At 63.7% G+C, this 14,859-nt stretch carries 10 protein-coding genes and 2 pseudogenes; 5 read left to right on the top strand and 7 right to left on the bottom strand.

Going from position 1 to position 14,859, the window contains the following annotated elements; all coding sequences use genetic code 11:
- Positions 1 to 23 precede the first annotated feature (23 nt).
- Entirely contained in the window at positions 24 to 1,559 is a 1,536-nt protein-coding gene (locus tag KY499_RS11650) for an NCS1 family nucleobase:cation symporter-1 (RefSeq protein WP_375141148.1), read from the bottom strand.
- A 465-nt stretch (positions 1,560 to 2,024) separates the two neighbouring features.
- On the opposite strand from KY499_RS11650, the gene KY499_RS11645 reads away from it, so the two are divergent.
- The 3 genes from KY499_RS11645 to uraH all read left to right on the top strand — a co-directional run bounded on the left by KY499_RS11645 (position 2,025) and on the right by uraH (position 3,638).
- Complete coding sequence (locus tag KY499_RS11645; RefSeq protein WP_219885445.1) at positions 2,025 to 2,666, top strand: AmiS/UreI family transporter; 642 nt, start codon at positions 2,025 to 2,027, stop codon at positions 2,664 to 2,666.
- A gap of 136 nt (positions 2,667 to 2,802) precedes the next feature.
- Positions 2,803 to 3,300 carry a 2-oxo-4-hydroxy-4-carboxy-5-ureidoimidazoline decarboxylase gene (gene uraD, locus KY499_RS11640; RefSeq protein ID WP_123257113.1) on the top strand — a complete coding sequence of 166 codons (498 nt, stop codon included), beginning with the start codon at positions 2,803 to 2,805 and terminating at the stop codon, positions 3,298 to 3,300.
- Complete coding sequence (gene uraH / locus KY499_RS11635) at positions 3,297 to 3,638, top strand: hydroxyisourate hydrolase (RefSeq protein ID WP_123257114.1); 342 nt, start codon at positions 3,297 to 3,299, stop codon at positions 3,636 to 3,638. Before uraD ends, uraH begins: the two co-directional genes overlap by 4 nt.
- Before the next feature lie 58 nt (positions 3,639 to 3,696).
- On the opposite strand, the gene KY499_RS11630 is transcribed toward uraH, so the two are convergent.
- Positions 3,697 to 4,461 (bottom strand): SDR family oxidoreductase, encoded by a 765-nt coding sequence (locus KY499_RS11630; protein ID WP_123257115.1) that lies wholly within the window; start codon positions 4,459 to 4,461, stop codon positions 3,697 to 3,699.
- 257 nt (positions 4,462 to 4,718) lie between these two features.
- Here KY499_RS11630 and aceE point away from each other — a divergent pair.
- Positions 4,719 to 7,473, top strand: a pseudogene (gene aceE / locus KY499_RS11625) (pyruvate dehydrogenase (acetyl-transferring), homodimeric type).
- Positions 7,474 to 7,616: 143 nt separating this feature from the next.
- Here the strand turns inward: aceE and KY499_RS11620 are convergent.
- The 3 genes and pseudogenes from KY499_RS11620 to KY499_RS11610 form a co-directional block, all read right to left on the bottom strand.
- The gene (locus KY499_RS11620) at positions 7,617 to 7,901 is read right to left on the bottom strand and encodes a hypothetical protein (RefSeq protein ID WP_219885444.1); all 285 of its coding nucleotides are present in this window, start codon (positions 7,899 to 7,901) and stop codon (positions 7,617 to 7,619) included.
- 577 nt (positions 7,902 to 8,478) lie between these two features.
- Complete coding sequence (locus KY499_RS11615; protein ID WP_219885443.1) at positions 8,479 to 9,468, bottom strand: polysaccharide deacetylase; 990 nt, start codon at positions 9,466 to 9,468, stop codon at positions 8,479 to 8,481.
- A 16-nt stretch (positions 9,469 to 9,484) separates the two neighbouring features.
- A pseudogene (locus KY499_RS11610) lies at positions 9,485 to 11,018 on the bottom strand (purine-cytosine permease family protein).
- A gap of 109 nt (positions 11,019 to 11,127) precedes the next feature.
- On the opposite strand from KY499_RS11610, the gene KY499_RS11605 reads away from it, so the two are divergent.
- The gene (locus KY499_RS11605) at positions 11,128 to 12,666 is read left to right on the top strand and encodes a PucR family transcriptional regulator (protein ID WP_123256480.1); all 1,539 of its coding nucleotides are present in this window, start codon (positions 11,128 to 11,130) and stop codon (positions 12,664 to 12,666) included.
- Positions 12,667 to 12,669: 3 nt separating this feature from the next.
- Here the strand turns inward: KY499_RS11605 and KY499_RS11600 are convergent, their stop codons facing one another.
- Both KY499_RS11600 and KY499_RS11595 read right to left on the bottom strand, forming a co-directional pair.
- Entirely contained in the window at positions 12,670 to 13,494 is an 825-nt protein-coding gene (locus KY499_RS11600; RefSeq protein ID WP_258190738.1) for an IclR family transcriptional regulator, read from the bottom strand.
- A gap of 80 nt (positions 13,495 to 13,574) precedes the next feature.
- Positions 13,575 to 14,831 (bottom strand): aminopeptidase P family protein, encoded by a 1,257-nt coding sequence (locus KY499_RS11595; protein WP_219885442.1) that lies wholly within the window; start codon positions 14,829 to 14,831, stop codon positions 13,575 to 13,577.
- Positions 14,832 to 14,859: the final 28 nt, after the last annotated feature.

Raw genomic sequence — 14,859 nt, 5'->3', positions numbered from 1 at the left:
ACCGGCCGGGGGTGGTGGGCGGGTTAGTGCAGGCTGGGCACAGCGATCGGCTCGCCGGAGACGTCATGGAATTGCCGCTTGCGGTCGGCGACGATGAAGTACGCCACCGCTCCGATTCCGGCGCCGATGAACCAGGAGAACGCTGCGACCGGCTGCAGGGCCGGGATGAAGGCGATCAGCAGGGAAATGATGGCCGCCGGGATGAAAGCGCCGACTGCCCTCATGTTGACACCCTTGCTATAGAAATAGGAACCCTTGTCGACTTCGGTGTACAGCTCCGGGACGTTGATGCGGGTTTTGCGGATAAGCCAGTAGTCGGCCATGATGACGCCGAACAGCGGTCCGAGGAGTGCGCCGAGGCCGCCCAGGAAGTAGACGATAACCGCCGGGTTGTTGTACAGGTTCCAGGGCAGGATGACCAGTCCGATGATTGCGCTGACCAGGCTGGCCTTGCGGAAGTCGAGCCGTTTTGGCATGAGGTTGGTCAGGGCGTAGATCGGCGCGACGAAGTTGGCCATCAGGTTCACCGCGATGGTCAGAATGAGCAGGGCCAGTGCCGCGGCGACCAGCAGGAAGGTGTTGGGGATCGACTCAACAATGTCGGAGGGGCTGCCGATCACGACGCCGTTGATCTTGAACTGGGCTCCGGTGATGACGATGACGATGAGGCCAAAGAAGAGCATGTTGATCGGGATGCCCCAGAAATTGCCCTTGATGATGGACTTGCGGGTGGTGGAGGAACGGGTGAAGTCGCAGAAGTTCAGGACAAACGTGGCGTAAATGGATACCCAGAGTGCGCCGCCGGCGAAGATTTCCCGCCACATGGCACCTCCGGTGAGGGCGTCCGGTGTGGAGAGCGCAATGGAGCCGCCGGCCTGGGCGAACATCCAAACGGCCAGAGCGGCCATGGTGATGAGAATGATGGGCCCTGCAAAGGCCTCGTAGTGACGGATCATGTCCATCCCGTACCGGACGATAACGACCTGAACGACCCACAGGGCGAGGAATGACGCCCAGCCCAGAGTCGAGAGGCCGAGAATGGAGTCTTTATCGAGGTCCGCCAGGCCGGGGGCCAGCGCGATCAGCAGGACGCGGAGAACCAGCGATGCCAGGTAGGTCTGGATGCCGAACCATGCGATTGCGACGCCGCCGCGGATCAGGGCCGGGATCTGGGCGCCGTGGATGCCGAAGGCAATGCGGCTCATAACGGGGAACGGGACGCCGGTCTTATGGCCCATAAACCCGGACAGCGTCAGTAGCAGGAAAAGCAGGACGGCGCCGACTCCCAGAGCGAGCAGGATCTGCCAGGCGCCGAGGCCGAGAGCGAACAGGCCGATCGCGAAGCCATAGTTGCCCAGGCTGTGCACGTCGTTGGCCCAGAGCGTGAAGATGTTGTAGGCGCTCCAGCGGCGACCCTTCATCATTGTGGGCGCGAGATCCTGGTTGTACAGTCGTGCGCTCGTCGGCGAGAGGCCGAGCTCCGCGGCGGTGGGAACGTCATCCAACGCAACGGCGGGACGGTTGTGGTTGTCGTCGACGGGCGGAGCCGCGGTCGGCATTTGTGACATGGAGTGACCTCTCGGGAACAAGAAAATTGGGTCTACAAAATGGCCGGCATAAGTGCCTGCGGGTATAAGGGTCGGCTTGTGGCCGTTTACTTCAGTCCCGAGCTTCAGGACGGGAATGCCCGGGGCCGCTGCGTACAGGCGGCGATGGCATACGTGGCGATTGTCGTCTGGTACGTCCCTGGAGGAGCTGGGGCTGTCGCATGATCCTGACCAATCGCTTGTTGCTGTCCTCCTCGTTGAGGGACGATTTAAAGGTAACCCGGATCACGTTATTCCACAAGGGAAGAGTAACTTTCCGTATTGTGGAATATGAACTGATTCCCCCAGTCTGGTCGCCGCGGCCGCAGAGTGGCGGGCGGGTATACAATACCGCCAGACAAAAGTTCCATTCCATCATGCGGAAGCGTTGTTTGCGCGTGGCTGGAGCCCGCCTGCAGTTCCGAGAGAGTAGCCGTCATGCCCTATCTATGCCTCCTTCTGTCGGGGGCGGCACTGCTGGTCAACGGCCTGGCCCTGCTGGGCCGCATTCCCCTGCGGGATTCAGCGGTCTTCAGTTTGCTGATCGGCGCGACGCAGCTTGCACTGGGTATCACCTACGTCAGTACCGCTGATGTCAGTGCTCCCGGGACGCTGCTGGGTGCGGCCGGGATGTTCCTGTTCGGGTTGACCTATGTGTATGTCGGATTGGATGCGCTGCTCGGCCTGGGCTCCAAGGGGCTGGGGTGGTACAGCGGCCTGGTTGCGGTGTTCGCGGTGCTTTTGTCGGCCGCGTGGCTGTCTGCGGACCCGTTCCTGGCCGTGCTGTGGCTCTGCTGGGCCGTCCTCTGGAGCCTCTTTTTTGTCCGGATGGCACTGGGCTGCGAGCCCCTCGGTCCGTTCATCGGATGGTCGCTCGTGCTGACCAGTCAGGTGACGGCGACTCTTCCGGCCTTCCTGGGACTTGCCGGATACTGGCCCTATCATCGGAGCGTCGCCGCTGGCGCCGCCGTCGTTGTTGTGCTGCTGCTTGTGGCGGCCGGGCGTCTCGGTTGGCGCAGCCTTCGTGGCGGCAATGCCACGGCCGCGGTGCCGGAGGCAGTGCGCACTGCGGTCAGGTGATAGGGGGTGGACACAGTTGACACGCAATATTGCGTGCGCTTCACTGGTGAATAACGGAATAAAGATTCCATGATGTGAAATCGAAGTGGTGTTGTCCTGCATCGCGGATAGCAGCCCCAAAGCAGAAGGACCATTCATGTTGCTCCAGGATTTCAACGGGGCCAGCCGCCCGGAAATTGTCTCAGCTCTGCGTCCGTGCGTTGATATTCCGCGATGGGTCGACCAGATCGCCGACGAGCGGCCGTTCTCCTCGATCGAGGACCTGTTGGATTTCGCCCGTCGTGCGGCCTCTCCCTTCACGGCGGCTGAGGTGGAGTCGGCGCTGGCCCACCACCCCCGGATCGGTGAGCGAGCTGCAGGGGACAGTTCTGAAGCCAAACTCTCGCGCGGTGAGCAGGATGCCCTTGGAGAGGCGTCGGGTGCCGTCATTGCGGCGCTTGCCGAGGGGAACCGGAGCTACGAAGAGAAGTTCGGGCGGGTGTTCCTGATCCGTGCCGCCGGCCGCAGCAAAGAGGAAATCCTGGAGGCACTTCAGGTCCGGATTTCCCATAGCGCCGCCGAGGAAGAACCCATCGTGCAGCAGCAGCTGCGCGAGATTGCCATCCATCGACTCCAAGGAATGATGAGCCAGTGACGATTTCCCACATAACGACGCACATTCTCGATACGGCGACGGGCAAGCCCGCCGCCGGTGTCCCGGTAAGCCTGCTGGCGCTGGATAACGGCGCCTGGTCAGAACTGGCCGCGGCGCATACCGATAACGACGGGCGCGTCAAAGAACTCGGCCCCGAAGTCCTGGACTCCGGTACCTATCGGCTGCAGTTCTCCACTGCGGAGTATTTTGCCGCCTTGAACACGCCGACCTTCTTTCCGGAGGTCGTGCTGACTTTCACGGTCGACCGGAACGAGGCGCACTATCACGTCCCGCTGCTCCTAAGCCCGTTTGCCTTCTCCAGCTACCGCGGCAGCTGAATCGCCGGGGACCCGGCTGCCACGATAGCCGGATCCCCGGCTTGCTCCGGCGGTTGTCTTATCCCCGGCCGATGAACGGCATGCCCGCCGCCGTGATCACGAGGGACCCCACACTGGCCGACGGCGGCATGCCGGCCATCAGCAGCACCGCACGGGCTGCGTCATCCACCGGGAATGTGGGCTCCACCTTGCGGCTGCCGTCCGCCTGGAGGGCTCCGGAGCCGACGCCGATCGTGTCCATGATGTCCGTGGCGGTGTTGCCGATGTCGATCTGCCCGCAGCTGATTCCGAAGCCGCGCCCGTCGAGATCGATGCTCCTGGTCAGCCCTGTCATGGCGTGTTTGGTGACCGTGTAGGCCACCGTGCGGGGACGGGGTGAATGCGCCGCGATGGAGCCGTTGTTGATGATGCGGCCGCCCTGCGGGGCCTGGGCTTTCATGGCCCGGACCGCTGCTGCGGCGCACAGCATCGAACCGGTCAGGTTGACGGCCACGGTTGCATCCCAGTCCGCCACGCTGATCTCGTCCACCGAGGCGGCCGGCCCGAAGATCCCCGCATTGTTGAATAGGACATCCACCCTGCCCCAGCGCTGGACCGCTTCTGCGAAGAGGCGTTCGACGTCGTCCGGGACCGTGACATCGCAAGTCAGCGCGTACGCCTGGGGGTGGTCTCCGGCGGTTTCGAGCAATTGCTGCCGCCGGCGCCCGGCCAAAACGACCCGATAGCCGTCGGCGAGCATCAGCCGGACAACGGCCCGGCCGATACCGGAGCCGGCTCCGGTCACAACGGCAACTTTTTCGCTTGGTTCTGAGGTGGTGGCCACGGGTCTCCTTCTGGGCTGCGGGCGGGCAACAGGGCTGCCGAGGAGGAGCCTACGGTGCCCCGGGTGCTGCTGTCAGCCCGGCGGCATCAGTGCCGCGGTCACAATCCGTGGATCGGCCTCCTGGGGGAACTGGAGGCCGTTGGTGGCCGTCTCTGCTTGACGGCCCGCAGCCAGATCGGTAATCTCGAATAGCAAGAAAGTTTTCTCACAATACGAAAACTTCTGGCCCAGACATTCAAAGATGAAATGAGGCTGCCGTGGCTGCAGGAGAAGATAGCTCCCATATCCTCAGCGGGTTGACAAACCAGCTGCCTGATCGTGATCCGGAAGAGACCGCCGAGTGGCGTGAGTCCCTGGATGCGCTGATTCAGGATCAGGGCACGGAGCGTGCCCAGTACATTATGCGCAGCCTGTTGCAGCGGGGCCGGTGCCCGGAGTGTGGGTGTTCCGATGGTGACGACCACGGATTATGTGAACACGATCCCGGTGGACCAGGAAGCGCCGTTCCCCGGGGACGAGGAGATTGAGCGTAAGTACCGGGCGTGGTTGCGGTGGAATGCTGCGGTGATGGTGCACCGGGCGCAGCGGGCTGAGATTGGTGTCGGCGGGCATATCTCGACGTATGCGGGGGCTGCGACGCTTTATGAGGTCGGGTTCAATCATTTCTTCCGCGGCAAGGACCACCCGTGTGGCGGGGACCAGGTTTTTTTCCAGGGTCATGCGTCGCCGGGGATGTATGCGCGGGCGTTTATGGAAGGCCGGCTCTCCGAGGAGGATTTGGACGGGTTCCGGCAGGAGAAGTCCAAGGAGGGCCATGCGCTCTCGTCCTATCCGCATCCGCGGCTGATGCCGGAGTTCTGGGAATTCCCGACGGTCTCGATGGGGATCGGGCCGATGAACGCGATCTATCAGGCCCAGTCGAACCGGTATCTGCAGAACCGGGGCATCAAGGACACTTCTGACCAGCAGGTCTGGGCGTTTTTGGGTGACGGGGAAATGGATGAGCCCGAGTCCCGCGGGCTGCTCCAGCTCGCGGCGAACGATAAGCTCGATAACCTGAACTTCGTCATTAACTGCAATCTTCAGCGTCTGGATGGTCCGGTCCGGGGCAACGGGAAGATCATGCAGGAACTTGAGGCGTTCTTCCGCGGTGCGGGCTGGAACGTCATTAAGGTCGTCTGGGGCCGGGAGTGGGATGAGCTGCTGGCCAAGGACGAGGACGGTGCGCTCGTGAAGATCATGAACGAGACCGTCGACGGGGATTACCAGACGTACAAGGCCGAGTCCGGGGCGTTTGTCCGGGAGCACTTCTTCGGCCAGAGCCCGCAGACCAAGGAAATGGTCCAGGACCTCACGGACGATCAGATCTGGAACCTCAAGCGCGGCGGCCACGACTACAACAAGGTCTATGCCGCGTATAAGGCTGCGGCGGAGTTCAAGGGCAAGCCCACGGTGATCCTCGCGCACACGGTCAAGGGCTACGGGCTCGGCACGCACTTCGAGGGCCGCAACGCCACGCACCAGATGAAGAAACTGACCCTTGATGACCTCAAGGCCTTCCGGGACCACCTGCGGATCCCGGTCACGGACGAACAGCTCGAAACGGACCCGTACCGGCCCCCGTACTACCACCCCGGCATGGACACCCCGGAAATCCAGTACCTGATGGAACGCCGGGCGAAACTTGGCGGGTTCGTGCCCGAACGCCGCTCCGCGCACACCGAGGTCACCCTGCCCGGGGAGAAGGCCTACGAGTTCACCAACCGCGGCTCGGGCAAGCAGATGGCCGCGACGACCATGGCGTTCGTCCGGCTCCTGAAGGACCTGATGCGCGATAAGGACTTCGGGTCCCGGATCGTGCCGATCGTCCCGGATGAATCCCGGACCTTCGGGATGGACGCGTTCTTCCCGACCGCGAAAATCTACAACCCCGAAGGCCAGAACTACCTCTCCGTGGACCGGGACATCGTCCTGGCCTACAAGGAATCCGCCAAGGGCCAACTGATCCACCCCGGCATCAACGAAGCCGGCGCCGTCGCGGCGTTCACCGCCGCCGGCACCTCGTACGCCACCCACGGGGAACCGCTGATCCCGGTCTACGTGTTCTACTCGATGTTCGGGTTCCAGCGCACCGGGGATTCCTTCTGGGCCGCCGCGGACCAGATGACCCGAGGGTTCATCATCGGCGCGACCGCCGGCCGGACCACCCTGACCGGTGAAGGCCTCCAGCACGCCGACGGGCACTCCCCGATCCTCGCCTCCACCAACCCGGCCGTACTCACCTACGACCCGGCCTACGGCTACGAAATGGGAGTCATCGTCCGGGACGGCCTGAACCGGATGTACGGGCCCGGCCCGGCGGACAACGACCCCTCCCGGAACGTCATGTACTACCTCACGGTCTACAACGAACCCATCAACCAGCCCCCGGCCCCGGCCGAACTGGACACCGAAGGCATCATCAAGGGCATCTACCTGCTCGCCCCGGCCAAAATCGACGGGCCCCGCACGCAGATCCTCGCCTCCGGCGTCTCCGTCCCCTGGGCCCTGCAGGCCCAGAAACTCCTCGCCGAGGACTGGGGCGTCTCAGCCGATGTCTGGTCCGTGACGTCCTGGACCGAACTGCGCCGGGACGCGATGGCAGCCGAGGAAGAAGCCTTCCTCAACCCCGGCCAGGAACCCCGGACCCCGTTCGTAACAGCACAACTCGCCGGCGCCACCGGACCGATCGTCGCCGTCACGGACTACATGAAAGCCGTCCCGGACCAGATCCGCCAGTACCTCCCGAACGAGTTCGCCTCCCTCGGAACCGACGGCTTCGGGTTCTCCGACACCCGCGCCGCAGCCCGACGCTTCTTCAAAAACGACATCCACTCCATCGTGGTCCGATCCCTGCAGATGCTCGCCCGCCGCGGCGAAATCAACGCCCAGGCACCCACCCAGGCCATCGAAAAATACCAGCTCCACAACGTCAACGCCGGCACCACCGGCAACGCCGGCGGCGACTCCTAAGGTCTCTTTGAGACCTGGCGCCCTTAGGGCTGCTGGTGGTTCAGCAGCCGATCATGAAAAACGCCCGTCCAGGGTTTCCCGGACGGGCGTTTTTCATGATCGGCCATTGGCGTCGCTACGCCACAGTACGGCCTGCAGCGGCTTCAGGCGGTCGTCCGCCGAGGCGCCGGGTGATCCTGCGGGCAGCGGCTGCGCAGGCCTGGCTCAAGCTTTGCAGTAGTTCGCGGGAAACGCGGGGCCGGGATGAGGACGACGGCGGCAATCTTGCCGCGGTGGCAGATGGGAGACCGCGAGCAGGTCCGGAGTTCGTCCAATGCGTGGGGCTCGATCCGGGCCCGGGTCATATCCAGTTCCAGGGTCATGCCCGCGGTAAGCAAATTGGCGCGCTTCGTCAGGTCATAGAGTCCGTGGACGCTTTTGGAAGTCACATGGCCCTGCGCGGCAACCTGGGCCTTTGCTCAGTCGAGGTTTACCCTGACCAGTACTCGAAGCTTGTCTGTAGTCACGAATATTTCTCGCTCTATGCCGGGTGCCACAACGCTGTGGTGCCCCGGACAACCCTGGACAAGATGTGATCCAAGCAACACATTGCCGGTGTGAGTTTCTATTCCTCGATCCCGGGACGGGGTCAGCCAGGGCAAAAAAAGTTGCCTGGGCAACGTAAATGCTCAAGCACTCCCGGGTGACGAAGTGACGTCCCAACGCAGAAGACCCCCGGCGTTCCTGCCCCTCATGGAGGCGGAGCCGGGGGTCTTCCTGCTTGATGCATGCGTCCATCAGCGGCCGATTGGTTTTTCAATTTTGGGCTAGCCCAATGCCGCCTTGAGCCGATGCCATGGGGGGACTGAGCCGTGGAGGACTACGGGGAGCGATTCGGCCGGGTTATCTGCGGAGCCGGCGCCCACATCGTCATCGAGCCCATCACCGGGCTGATCACCTCTGAAGAGCTGACGAAAGCCTTCGGCCCGGAGAGCAGCGACGCATGGGCGCGGCGCGGATGCTCGCCTAGACCCCCACGCCAGTCCGGCCGGACATAGCTGGGCCGGCGGTGGTTAGTTCCTGCTGACGGACTTGGGCCGGCGTAAAGGTTGCGCCGGTGTCTGGGAACTCGGGGACGGAAATGCGGGCATGGGTGTGGATTTGCTGGACGGAGTCACGGGTGTGTTGGGCGATCTCTTCCATCGTGGTCACCCACATGCCGTCCATGGATTTAACCCGGTCGATTAGCCGTTCCAGCGCCACGGCCTTGGACGGGCGGCCGGAAATGAACGGATGGTTGGTCAGGACAAAGCAGCTTCCTGCGGCGTGGTGCGCTTCGGCCTCCAGAGTCCACATTTCGAGGACCTTTGCGGGGCTTTCGATGACTCCGCTGCCGGTCACGCCCGGGTAGAAGGCGTACTGTTCCCAATCATCCAGGGCCCAGTCGACCGGGATCTCAACGAGGTCCCTGGGGTCTCCCTCGGCGACGCTGAAGCGATAGGGGGCGTCGCCGTCGAGCAGGCTGGAGTCATACAGGAAGCCGCGGTCTGCGAGCAGTGTTGCGGAGTGCCAGTTGAGCTCCCACCAGGGTGCCCGGTAGCCGGTCGGCCGGACGCCGGCGGCCTTGGCCAGGGCATCCAGGCCCCGGTCGAGATACCGTGCCTCGGTCGCTGAGTCGATGCCCTGCATGGGTTCGTGCAGGTATCCGTGGTGGGCGATCTCGTGACCTCCGTCCGCGATCCGGCGGACGACGTCCGGGTAGCATTCCGCGGTGAATCCGGGGATAAAGAACGTGGCCCTGATGTCCTGGCGGTGCAGAATCTGCAGGAGCCGCGGAACTGCCACCTTGGGACCGTACGACTGATGCGTCATCAGAGACATTCGCCGGGTGCTCTGCGGGTTATGGGCGATGGTGCAGGACTCCGCATCCACATCGAAGGTGAAGGACGCAGCGGCTCGATGGCCATCGGGCCAGGTGATCGGGTGGCCGGTGTCAGGGAAAGCGGGAAAGTCCATGGTGGTCATCTCCTGGCTAGAGGCCTACGGGGGCGGCGGTGGTTGAAGGGTCGGTTACTCGAGGAGGAACTGATTCCTGGGTAGCCTCGTCGGGGCTGGGCACCTGCAGGTACTTGCGGTGGTAACGCGGCCCCATAAGGGCGTATGCTCCGGCGCTGGACAGGCCGCCGGCAAGCCAGGACAGGTCCCATCCGCCAAGGGCGACGGCGATGGGGCCCTGCATGGCAGGTACCAGCCCGTACATGAAAAGCCAGGTGGCGAAGATTCCGATGAGCAGGGACACGACGCCGGCAGGGTTCACGCCGGGAAGGCGCTTGGTGCCCACGGCGTCGAACAGGCGGGACGGGTCGCCGGGCCAGCGCTTCTCGATCCAGAAGTAGTGGACCAGCATGACGCCGCCCCAGGCGGCAACCCACGCCACGAGTCCGATCAGCCACGCATCCAGAACGGAAGCGAAGTCCTCTTGGAAGATGAAGAATACGACGGCGGCGAGCGAGAAGACGCCAACGAAAAGGTTGAGCTTGCGGCGGCTGATGCTGATGTCGAGGGCCTGCGTCGCGACGGAGAAGGTGTAGATGTTCAGGATGTTAGTGGCGATCGGGCCGTGCAGGACCATCAGGAGTACCGGTAGCGCCATAACACCGAAGTTCTGGACGATCAGCTTGCCCGGGTCGATCTCGCCGCTGTTGGTGGCCAGGCTTGCGCCCAGGATGCCCAGCCATACGACGGGGATAAACTGGCCCAGGACCGAGGCCAGATAGACCTTGCGCTTCGGCACTTCGGTACTGACGAAGCGGGAGTAGTCGGCGGCGTAGGTGAACCAGGTGATCCCCCAGCCGATGCCGATAGCCGTCATCACGGCGCTCATCGCGGCGATCCGCTCCGAGCCTTCCAGGATGTTGCCGGCCGGGGCCTGCGTAGGACCAGTCGATCTTCATGCCGAACCACGCCACGGCGGACATCACGGCGAGGATGATGATGGTAGGCGGTACGGTCCACTTTTCAAACGCCGCAATCGCCCTGTAGCCGAACCAGGCGATGGCGACCTGCGTGGCCATGATGGCGGCGGCGACGCCTATCTTCCAGGCATAGTTGTGGGCAGTTGGGTCAACCCAGCCGAGGGTTCCGAAGAGTGCCATCACAAGGTCCAGGATGATCCAGGTGTTGACCGCGCACCACCCGATGACCAGTAATGCCTGGATGGCTGCCGGGAGGTAGTTTCCGCGCCGGCCGAAAGCGGCCCGGGCGAGGACCATGCCGGTCGCTCCGGTCTTTTGACCCAGTAACACAAAGCAGCCGAAGAGCAGCATGCCGATCAGGTTCCCCAAAACCAGAACGGTGACTGTGTCGGCGAATCCGAGGCCGAGATGGATGCCGAGGGCGCCGAGCACCCAGTTGATCGGGGCGAGGTTGGCGCCGGCCCAGATCCAGAACTGACCGGAGACTTTCCGGGTGCGGGCCGATTCGGGAATGGGTTGAAGCCAGGCTTCATGGTCCACGACGGCCACCGGTGCCGGGCTGGCGTTAGTGGTGGGGGAATTTTCACGCATTGGAGCCTCCGTGAGAGTTTAGGGGTTCCCTGCAAGATTATGTGGCGCACGCCACACGAGTCTATATATAATGTGTCTAGTTAATTTCTAATTCTAGTGACGGAGTGTCGTGTCAATATTTCTTCAGGATGCACTCGACCATCCGACGCTTACAGTCGCTGATCCCGTAGTCCGGGCGGCCGCCGGCAGCGTTGCCAGGGCCCAGCTCCGGTGGATCCATTCCAGCGAAATCCTGGACATAGCTCCCCTGCTTGACGGCGGCGAGCTGCTGCTGACAGGAGGGGAGGCCCTCGCTCACGCCTCCGAGGAACGGCAAATCATGTACGTCCGCCAGTTGGCAGAGCGGGGCGTGGCCGCCCTGGCCATCGAAACGGGCGTCGCCCTCCCCGCACTCCCGTCCGCCATGGTGTCGGCCGCCGAGGCAGCCGGACTTCCTCTGATCGAGCTCCGCAAGGTCGTGCCGTTTGTCGGTGTTATGCAGGCCATCAACTCGACACTGGTCAGCGAGTCGGTTCTCCATTTGAGGCAGGCTGACGAGGCGAGCCACGCGATGGCCGTCGAACTGGCGCACAGCGGTAGCCTGGACCGGATTCTGGCCGTGCTCGCTGGCATCACCCATGCCGAGGTGACCCTTGTTTCCCTGACCGGCGTGACTCTGGCCAGTGCCACTCCGGTGAACGCCGGAGCGGCCAGCAGCTCAGCCCCCGCACCGCCGGAACATGTGCGCCTGATCCATATCGATGTGCCGGTGCGGGGGATCCTTGCGGCGCAGCTGTTGCTCGAGATGCCAGCGGAGGAGGATGAGAACCTCGCGCGCACGGCCGGAAAACGTTCGGTGGATATCCTGGCCCTGGCGATGCTGCAGCGGATGTCGCCCGGGCTCCAGGAGGTTGCAGGGGCTGCGTTGATCCGCGCAATTGATTCAGGTAGCCAGCTGTGGCGTCTTCAGCAGCTGGCGTCGGCCGCCGGGATTCCGGCTTCCGGCCCGATCGTGGCAGTGGTGGTCCGGTCAGATACCTCCCAGCAGCTGCGGTCGCCGGTGGAAAAGTTGCTGCACCAGACGGCAGAGTCCCACGCCACCTATGTCGATAACGCCGAGCTTCTCGCCGTGGCTGGACTCGGCGGAGATGCTCCGGAAGAAAGCCGTCAAAGGCTCCTGGCTGGCCTGCTGGAGCTTCCGAGCATAGCCAGGACGTTCACGGCGGTGGGTCCCTTAGTGGCCGGAATCTCAGATGCCCCCTGGTCGCTGTCCGAAGCCAAGCTCACCTTGGAACTGGCGGCCTCCCCGGAGCAATCCCGTTCAGCCTCCGACGGCGCGCACCCGTCCGTGGTCGACGCGGAGGCATTCGCAGTGGAACGACTCGCCCTTCAATCCCTTGACCCCTATCGACGTCGGAATTTCGTGCGCCAGCAACTCGGTGCGCTACTGGATCAGGATGCGCATCGCAATTCGCGGCTGCTCGACACGCTGGCAACGTGGTTGGATTGCGGATGCAACACCGCGCATGCAGCCAGGGAGCTCCATCTGGAACGGCAGTCGATGCACCAGCGGCTGCGGCGGATCTTTGAGCTGTGCGGCGGTGATCCCCGGAACACGGGCCGGCTGGCGGCCTTGCATTTGGCCACGCGGCTGGCGAGGCTCGCCTGAGGCCTAGTGCTGGCCCTGCCCTGAACTCCCGGGCGGACGTCCACCCAGGCGGGTGGTGACCTGCCAGGCAGCGGCGGCGCACGCCTCGCCCAAGCTTTGCAGTCGTTCGCGGGAAACTCGGAACCGGGGCGCCGCGATAAGGACGACGGCTGCAATCTCGCCGCGATGGTCGTAGACGGGCGCCGCGACGCCCACTTCGTCAATCGAGGATTCGCCATAGTTGATGGCCCAGCCGCGCTTCCGCACGTCGTCCAGGCGGATCGCATATCCCTCAAGGCCCTCGTCATCCAGGCCCCGGTAGCTCACGGCGCCGCTGCGCAGTAATTCGCGGACACGTTCGGCCGGTTCGGCAGCCAGGAAGACTTGGACGGAAGAGCTCATGGCATCGCGGTAGCGCGCTCCCAGCGGCGTGGTGTGCTTGATTTCGTGATGGCTGGCAATCTGTTCCACGCACATCGATTCGGTGCCGTTCCACACCATGAGGGCGCTGGTTTCGCCGGTTTGTTCGGTGAGATCACCCAGGACGGGGTGAGCCACCCGCCGTTCTTCCAGTTCGGCGAGCAGCGGGCCGGCGATGGCGATCAGTCCGAGCCCCATACGGAAGCGTCGGGTTTCCGGGTCGCGTTCCACCAGGTGTTCCTGTTCGAACGTTGCCAGGATCCGGGAAACGGTGCTTTTGTGCAGACCGACCCGGCTGGCGATCTCGGTCACCCCAAGTAACGGTTCCTCGGCGGAAAAGGTCCGCAGGACGGCGATGGCATTGGCTATGACCGACGCGCCCTTGGCATCGCCGGTTCCGGTGGTCTCAGGAGCTTCTGCTGTGGTCATGGTACCTACCATCATTCCGTATATGCGCCGAAAGCGGCGCCACGCGGTGCGTGACGCCGCTTTCGGCGGTATGGCAACTGCTATGCGCCCACGATGTTGTGTTCCGGGCCGAAGGGGAACTTCGTGATGTTCTCGGCCCCGTCTTCGCCGACGACGAGGATGTCGTGTTCGCGGTAGCCGCCGGCGCCGGGCTGGCCGTCCAGGACGGTGATCATCGGTTCCATGGACACGACCATGCCGGGCTCCAGTACGGTGTCGATGTCCTCGCGGAGTTCGAGTCCGGCTTCGCGGCCGTAGTAGTGGCTCAGGACGCCGAAGGAGTGGCCGTAGCCGAAGGTCCGGTTGGCGAGCAGTCCGTGGCCGACGTAGATCTCGTTCAGTTCGGCCGCGATGTCCTTGCAGACGGCGCCCGGCTTGATGAGCTCGAGGCCGCGCTTGTGGACTTCGACGTTGATGTTCCACAGCTCGAGGGAACGTGCGTCGGGTTCGCCGTAGAACAGGGTGCGTTCCAGGGCGGTGTAGTAGCCCGAGGTCATGGGGAAGCAGTTCAGGGACAGGATGTCGTGTTCCTGGATCTTGCGGGTGGTGGCCCAGTTGTGGGCGCCGTCGGTGTTGATGCCGGACTGGAACCAGACCCAGGTGTCGCGGATTTCCGAGTCCGGGAAGGTCCGTGCGATTTCATGGACCATGGCTTCGGTGCCGATCAGGGCAACCTCGTACTCGGTGATGCCCGCGGTGATGGCGTTGCGGATGGCTTCGCCGCCGAGGTCCCCGATGCGGGCGCCGTGCTTGATGACCTCGATCTCTTCGGCGGACTTGATCATCCGCTGGCGCATGGCGGCCTGAGCCACGTCCACCAGGGTGGCGCCGGCAAAAGCGGCTTGGATCTTGTTCCGGTTATCCAGCGGGAGCGAGTCGTCTTCGACGCCGAGCCGGCGCGGGTTGATGCCGCGGGTCCGCAGCGCTTCCTGGATGGCGAAGATGTAGTTGTCCCGGCGCCAGTCCGTGTAGACCACATTGTCGCCGTAGCTCCGGCGCCAGGGCATCCCGGCGTCGATGTTGGCCGTGACGGTGACGGTGTCGTCCTTGGTGACCACCATGGCGTAGGAGCGGCCGAAATAGGTGAAGAGGAAGTCGGAGTAGTACTTGATGGAGTGGTAGCTGGTCAGGACGACGGCGTCCAGGTTCTTCTCGTCCATGATGCGGCGAAGGCCGCCGAGCCGGCGCTCGAACTCCGCGTCGGAAAAGGTGAGCTTTTCCTTCTGGCCGTTGTGCAGGACCTTCAGTCGTTCCAGTTCGGAAACCGACGATGCGTTTGCGGGTGTTGTGACAGTCATGGTGGTGATGCCTTTCTGCAGTGCTGTT

The organism is Arthrobacter sp. PAMC25284, from assembly GCF_019443425.1.
Lineage (GTDB): Bacteria > Actinomycetota > Actinomycetes > Actinomycetales > Micrococcaceae > Arthrobacter > Arthrobacter oryzae_A.
The sequence above is the reverse complement of the archived record's forward strand: the minus strand, read 5'-3'. Positions and strand labels throughout refer to the sequence as shown.

What these genes read in the sequence shown, in the direction of transcription:
- KY499_RS11650 (WP_375141148.1), bottom strand. Translation starts at nt 1,559, where the DNA reads ATGCCGACCGCGGCTCCGCCCGTCGACGACAACCACAACCGTCCCGCC.
- KY499_RS11645 (WP_219885445.1), top strand. Translation starts at nt 2,025, where the DNA reads ATGCCCTATCTATGCCTCCTTCTGTCGGGGGCGGCACTGCTGGTCAAC.
- uraD (WP_123257113.1), top strand. Translation starts at nt 2,803, where the DNA reads ATGTTGCTCCAGGATTTCAACGGGGCCAGCCGCCCGGAAATTGTCTCA.
- KY499_RS11615 (WP_219885443.1), bottom strand. Translation starts at nt 9,468, where the DNA reads ATGGACTTTCCCGCTTTCCCTGACACCGGCCACCCGATCACCTGGCCC.
- KY499_RS11600 (WP_258190738.1), bottom strand. Translation starts at nt 13,494, where the DNA reads ATGACCACAGCAGAAGCTCCTGAGACCACCGGAACCGGCGATGCCAAG.
- KY499_RS11595 (WP_219885442.1), bottom strand. Translation starts at nt 14,831, where the DNA reads ATGACTGTCACAACACCCGCAAACGCATCGTCGGTTTCCGAACTGGAA.